Here is a 1003-nt window from a genome sequence, read left to right on the forward strand (position 1 = left end):
AGCACGGCGCCGACATCGTGGTGCATTCGCTCACCAAGTACCTGGGCGGCCACGGCACCAGCATCGGCGGCGCCATCGTCGATTCGGGCAAGTTCCCGTGGGCCGAGCACAAGCAGCGCTTCAGGCGCCTGAACGAGCCCGACGTGAGCTACCACGGCGTGGTCTACACCGAGGCGCTGGGCCCGGCCGCCTACATCGGCCGTGCGCGCGTGGTGCCGCTGCGCAATACCGGCGCGGCCATCTCGCCGTTCAACGCCTTCCTGATCCTGCAGGGCATCGAGACGCTGGCACTGCGCATGGACCGCATCAGCAGCAACGCACTCGCGGTGGCGCAGCACTTGAAGCAGAGCAAGGCCGTGAACTGGGTGAACTACGCGGCGCTCGAAGACCACCCCGACTACCCGCTGGCGAAGAAATACTTCGGCGGCCGCTCCAGCGGCGTGCTGACCTTCGGCATCGGCGCGGGTCGCGAGGGTGGGGCGAAGTTCCTCGATGCGCTGAAGCTCTTCACGCGCCTCGTGAACATCGGCGACGTGCGCTCGCTGGCCACACACCCCGCTTCGACCACGCACCGGCAGTTGTCGCCCGAAGAGCTGGCCAAGGCCGGCGTGACCGAAGACACGGTGCGCCTGTCGGTCGGCATCGAGCACATCGATGACCTGATCGCCGACCTCGATCAGGCCCTTGCAGCCGCATCGAACTGAAAGACCTTTTGAAGAAATGACCACACTGCAATCCATTCCCGAAGCCGCGCTGGACCAGCTGTTCCGCAAGGCCCGCACCGTGCACGCCTTCAAGCCCGTGCCCGTGACCGACGAGCTGATCCACAAGCTCTACGACCTGCTGAAGTGGGGCCCGACCGCCTACAACGCCCAGCCGGCGCGCTACGTGTTCGTGCGAAGCGAAGAAGCCAAGGCGAAGCTGAAGCCGGCCGTGTCTTCTGGCAACACGGCGCAAACGCTGGCGGCCGGCGTCACGGTGATCGTGGCGCACGACACGCGCT

2 protein-coding genes are annotated in these 1003 nt (G+C 66.4%); both read left to right on the forward strand.

The window, feature by feature from the left end; translation table 11 throughout:
* A partial coding sequence (locus tag ACSFA3_RS26505) for a PLP-dependent transferase (RefSeq protein ID WP_435508263.1) occupies nt 1-704 on the forward strand: 704 nt, incomplete at its 5' end.
* Between the two features lie 16 nt (nt 705-720).
* Nucleotides 721-1003: nitroreductase family protein (locus tag ACSFA3_RS26510; protein ID WP_435508264.1), on the forward strand; the 283-nt coding region annotated here is incomplete at its 3' end.

The organism is Variovorax glucosi (genome assembly GCF_051216695.1).
In the GTDB taxonomy this organism is placed as follows: Bacteria; Pseudomonadota; Gammaproteobacteria; order Burkholderiales; family Burkholderiaceae_C; genus Variovorax.